Raw genomic sequence first — 4878 nt, 5'->3', positions numbered from 1 at the left:
ACACTGGAGCGTCTTCTGAGCCTGCTGTCGGCCTTTGAGGTCGTGGTATGGATGACGGATGGCTGGCCGCTGTATGAATCACGCCTGAAGGGAAAGCTGCACGTTATCAGCAAGCGTTACACTCAGCGCATTGAGCGACATAATCTGAATCTGAGACAACATCTGGCAAGGCTGGGACGGAAGTCACTGTCGTTCTCAAAATCGGTGGAGCTGCATGACAAGGTCATCGGGCATTATCTGAACATAAAACACTATCAGTAAGTTGGAGTCATTACCCATCGTTGGGATTACCCGGCTGACCAGTTGTTGATTATCGATCATTGACTGGCAAAGCGATTTTGGCAAAAAACCAATGCCAACGCCCGCCAGATGGGCGGCGATTTTCGTTTCCATATCAGGAACAATAATCTCTTTTTGCCCTGGCAATCGCCAGGCGACGCGTTTGGTTAAGGTGCGGGCGCTGTCTTCAATATTGACCGCCGGAAAGCGACGCAACTGCGCTTCTGTTAGCGGCTCTTCAACGTTCGCCAGCGGATGATCCGCCGCCATGACAAATCGCCATTGCACCGATCCTAAGGGATCAAGACTAAAGGTATTTGCCAGCGCCTCAGTTCCCGTGACGCCGATAGCCAGCGAAAAACCTTCGTACAATAGCGAGTCCCAGACGCCCATATAGATTTGTCGGGAGATGTGAAACTGGGTAAAGGGGTAACGTTCATTCAGCCACGCCAGCAACTGGGCGACGGCCTGGGGGTTATAGAGCAGGTTGTTGATGACAATATTCACCTGGCGTTCCACGCCATCATTCACCTGTTGCAGCTTGCTGGGCATACTTTCCAGCCAGCTCAGCCAGTCTCTGGCCTGGGAAAGTAGATGCTCGCCAGCCGCTGTCAACGTTACGCTACGAGTCGTACGGAAAAACAGCGCTACTCCGGTATTCTCTTCCAGAAGTTTAATGCGATAACTGATCGTCGCCGTGGTTTTACATAATCGTTCTGCCGCTTTTGAAAAACTTCCTGTTTCAGCAACCGCAATGAAAGTCCGCAAGGTTTCTGGATCGAACATCTTCAGGTATCCCCTTTTAAATCCGCAAGTTGCGTGATTTTCTTATCCTCTGATTTATCAGTATTTTTACATGATAACCCTGTTCAATTTGTGGACTAAATCTAGTTTTGGAAAAATATTCCAACTTTTGTATTGATGTTGTTCTCTTAAGGTTTTAGATTGCCTGTTATTGAACCCAAGCTGACCGGTCGGCGGTGGTTGAACGGAATTATGTTACAAGGACAAAAAGATGAAACTTCAGGTATTACCGTTAAGTCAGGAAGCCTTTAGTGCTTATGGCGACGTAATCGAAACTCAGCAACGGGATTTTTTCCATATTAACAATGGCCTGGTGGAGCGTTACCACGATTTGGCGCTGGTTGAGATTCTTGAGCAAGACCGTACGCTTATTAGCATTAACCGCGCGCAACCGGCGAATCTGCCGCTGACCATTCACGAACTCGAACGTCATCCGCTGGGCACTCAGGCCTTTATCCCGATGAAAGGTGAAGTGTTTGTGGTGGTCGTGGCGTTAGGCGACGACAAACCAGACCTGTCAACGCTGCGGGCGTTTATCACCAACGGCGAACAGGGAGTGAATTACCATCGTAACGTCTGGCATCACCCACTTTTCGCCTGGCAGCGCGTCACCGATTTTCTGACCATCGATCGCGGCGGCAGTGACAACTGTGATGTTGAAAGTATTCCTGAACAGGAACTCTGTTTTGCGTGACGCCTGCAACCGACTTGCATAAGATAAACTAATTGTTCATTGTTTATGCTCACTTGTAGGTCGGAGTTAACGTAGGTATGACGGAAGTTAGACGGCGCGGCAGGCCAGGACAGGCGGAGCCTGTGGCACAGAAGGGCGCACAGGCGTTAGAGCGGGGAATTGCGATTCTGCAATATCTGGAAAAAAGTGGGGGAAGTTCGTCGGTTAGCGATATTTCTCTCAATCTGGATTTGCCGCTCTCCACGACCTTTCGCTTGCTGAAGGTTTTACAAGCAGCGGATTTTGTCTATCAGGACAGTCAATTAGGCTGGTGGCATATAGGATTAGGTGTCTTTAACGTCGGTGCGGCGTACATCCATAACCGCGATGTCCTCTCCGTCGCCGGGCCGTTTATGCGCCGCCTGATGTTACTTTCCGGCGAAACGGTCAATGTCGCGATCCGTAACGGCAATGAAGCAGTATTAATTGGTCAGTTAGAGTGTAAATCAATGGTCAGGATGTGTGCGCCACTGGGCAGTCGTCTGCCGCTGCATGCTTCCGGTGCGGGCAAAGCGCTGCTTTATCCGCTGGCGGAAGAGGAGTTGATGAGCATCATTCTGCAAACCGGTTTGCAGCAGTTTACGCCAACTACGCTTGTGGATATGCCCACCTTGCTGAAGGACCTGGAACAAGCGCGTGAACTGGGCTATACCGTAGATAAAGAAGAGCATGTTGTAGGTCTGAATTGCATAGCTTCAGCAATTTACGATGATGTCGGTAGCGTTGTTGCCGCTATCTCCATCTCCGGGCCTTCATCAAGACTGACAGAAGATCGTTTTGTCAGTCAGGGTGAGCTGGTCAGAGACACCGCCCGCGATATCAGCACGGCGTTGGGACTGAAAGCACATCCATAATGTCTGTCGCATCCCGCTCTGCGGAGCGGGTTTTTTTGACAAAATTTGAAAGTTGGAAAAATTTTCCAATAAATAGAGATAGGAATAAAATGGCAAAAATGAGAGCCGTTGACGCGGCAATGTATGTGCTGGAGAAAGAAGGTATCACCACCGCCTTCGGTGTTCCGGGAGCTGCAATCAATCCGTTCTACTCAGCGATGCGTAAGCACGGCGGTATTCGTCACATTCTGGCGCGTCATGTGGAAGGTGCTTCGCACATGGCGGAAGGTTATACCCGCGCAACGGCAGGGAATATCGGCGTATGTCTGGGGACTTCCGGTCCTGCGGGCACGGACATGATCACCGCGCTCTATTCCGCTTCTGCTGATTCCATTCCTATTCTGTGCATTACCGGCCAGGCACCGCGCGCCCGTCTGCATAAAGAAGATTTTCAGGCCGTAGATATTGAAGCAATTGCTAAACCGGTCAGCAAAATGGCGGTTACAGTTCGTGAAGCGGCGCTGGTGCCTCGCGTGCTGCAACAGGCATTTCACCTGATGCGTTCTGGTCGTCCGGGTCCGGTACTGGTGGATTTACCGTTCGACGTTCAGGTTGCGGAAATCGAGTTTGATCCTGACATGTACGAACCGCTGCCGGTCTACAAACCTGCTGCCAGCCGTATGCAGATCGAAAAAGCTGTAGAAATGTTAATCCAGGCCGAACGTCCGGTGATTGTTGCCGGGGGCGGGGTAATCAATGCTGACGCAGCTGCACTGTTACAACAGTTTGCTGAACTGACCAGCGTTCCGGTGATCCCAACGCTGATGGGCTGGGGCTGTATCCCGGACGATCATGAACTGATGGCCGGGATGGTCGGTCTGCAAACCGCGCATCGTTACGGTAACGCAACGTTGCTGGCGTCCGACATGGTGTTTGGTATCGGTAACCGTTTTGCTAACCGTCATACCGGTTCGGTAGAGAAATACACCGAAGGGCGCAAAATCGTTCATATCGATATTGAGCCGACGCAAATTGGTCGCGTGCTGTGTCCGGATCTCGGCATTGTCTCTGATGCTAAAGCGGCGCTGACACTGCTGGTTGAAGTGGCGCAGGAGATGCAAAAAGCGGGTCGTCTGCCGTGTCGTAAAGAATGGGTCGCCGACTGCCAGCAGCGCAAACGCACTTTGCTGCGCAAAACCTACTTCGACAACGTGCCGGTGAAACCGCAGCGCGTGTATGAAGAGATGAACAAAGCCTTTGGTCGCGATGTTTGTTATGTCACCACCATCGGTCTGTCACAAATCGCTGCGGCACAAATGCTGCATGTCTTTAAAGACCGCCACTGGATCAACTGTGGTCAGGCTGGTCCGTTAGGCTGGACGATTCCGGCTGCGCTAGGGGTTTGTGCCGCTGATCCGAAACGCAATGTGGTGGCGATTTCTGGCGACTTTGACTTCCAGTTCCTGATTGAAGAGTTAGCCGTTGGCGCGCAGTTCAACATTCCGTACATCCATGTGCTGGTGAATAACGCCTATCTCGGCCTGATTCGTCAGTCACAACGCGCCTTTGACATGGACTACTGCGTGCAACTCGCTTTCGAGAATATCAACTCCAGCGAAGTGAACGGTTACGGCGTCGACCACGTAAAAGTAGCGGAAGGTTTAGGTTGTAAAGCGATTCGCGTCTTCAAACCGGAAGATATTGCGCCAGCCTTTGAACAGGCGAAAGCCTTAATGGCGCAATATCGGGTACCGGTAGTCGTGGAAGTTATTCTCGAGCGTGTGACCAATATTTCGATGGGCAGCGAACTGGATAACGTCATGGAATTTGAAGATATCGCCGATAACGCAGTGGACGCACCGACTGAAACCTGCTTCATGCACTATGAATAAGGGAGATAAATAATGTTACGTTTCTCTGCTAATTTATCGATGTTATTTGGTGAATATGATTTTCTCGCCCGTTTTGAGAAAGCTGCGCAGTGTGGTTTTCGCGGCGTTGAATTTATGGGTAATGCTGCCAACTTACTGATTTAGTGTATGATGGTGATTTTAAGGTGCTTGCGTGGCTTCCATTTCCATCAGATGTCCTTCCTGCTCCGCTACTGAAGGCGTGGTGCGTAACGGCAAAAGCACTGCCGGACATCAGCGCTATCTCTGCTCTCATTACCGTAAAACATGGCAACTACAGTTCACTTACACCGCCTCTCAGCCCGGTACGCACCAGAAA

General features: G+C 50.9%; 5 protein-coding genes and 2 pseudogenes. 6 read left to right on the top strand and 1 reads right to left on the bottom strand.

What is annotated here, in order from left to right; translation table 11 throughout:
* A partial coding sequence (locus tag BHE85_RS10665) for an IS1 family transposase (RefSeq protein ID WP_000317683.1) occupies nt 1–261 on the top strand: 261 nt, incomplete at its 5' end.
* Here the strand turns inward: BHE85_RS10665 and allS are convergent.
* Nucleotides 247–1065: pseudogene (gene allS / locus BHE85_RS10660) on the bottom strand (HTH-type transcriptional activator AllS); the annotation flags it as partial. The gene BHE85_RS10665 and the pseudogene allS sit on opposite strands and share 15 nt — an antisense overlap.
* Nucleotides 1066–1294: 229 nt before the next feature.
* Between allS and allA the strand changes: the two are divergent.
* The 5 genes and pseudogenes from allA to BHE85_RS10635 all read left to right on the top strand — a co-directional run.
* Nucleotides 1295–1777, top strand: a complete 483-nt coding sequence (gene allA / locus BHE85_RS10655) for an ureidoglycolate lyase (protein ID WP_000776388.1) — start codon at nt 1295–1297, stop codon at nt 1775–1777.
* A gap of 77 nt (nt 1778–1854) precedes the next feature.
* On the top strand, nt 1855–2670 hold the full coding sequence (gene allR, locus BHE85_RS10650; protein ID WP_000141275.1) for an HTH-type transcriptional repressor AllR: 816 nt from the start codon (nt 1855–1857) through the stop codon (nt 2668–2670).
* An 89-nt stretch (nt 2671–2759) separates the two neighbouring features.
* Nucleotides 2760–4541: a glyoxylate carboligase gene (gcl, locus tag BHE85_RS10645; RefSeq protein ID WP_004980892.1), complete on the top strand. Its 1782-nt coding sequence runs from the start codon at nt 2760–2762 to the stop codon at nt 4539–4541.
* Between the two features lie 12 nt (nt 4542–4553).
* A pseudogene (locus tag BHE85_RS10640) lies at nt 4554–4658 on the top strand (hydroxypyruvate isomerase); the annotation flags it as partial.
* Nucleotides 4659–4713: 55 nt separating this feature from the next.
* A partial coding sequence (locus BHE85_RS10635) for an IS1 family transposase (RefSeq protein WP_146628064.1) occupies nt 4714–4878 on the top strand: 165 nt, incomplete at its 3' end.

The organism is Shigella sp. FC1567 (assembly GCF_001743015.1).
In the GTDB taxonomy this organism is placed as follows: Bacteria; Pseudomonadota; Gammaproteobacteria; order Enterobacterales; family Enterobacteriaceae; genus Escherichia; species Escherichia coli.
Note: the sequence above shows the minus strand (reverse complement) of the source record. Positions and strands in the feature narration are given on the sequence as shown.

What these genes read in the sequence shown, in the direction of transcription:
- allA (WP_000776388.1), top strand. Translation starts at nt 1,295, where the DNA reads ATGAAACTTCAGGTATTACCGTTAAGTCAGGAAGCCTTTAGTGCTTAT.
- allR (WP_000141275.1), top strand. Translation starts at nt 1,855, where the DNA reads ATGACGGAAGTTAGACGGCGCGGCAGGCCAGGACAGGCGGAGCCTGTG.
- gcl (WP_004980892.1), top strand. Translation starts at nt 2,760, where the DNA reads ATGGCAAAAATGAGAGCCGTTGACGCGGCAATGTATGTGCTGGAGAAA.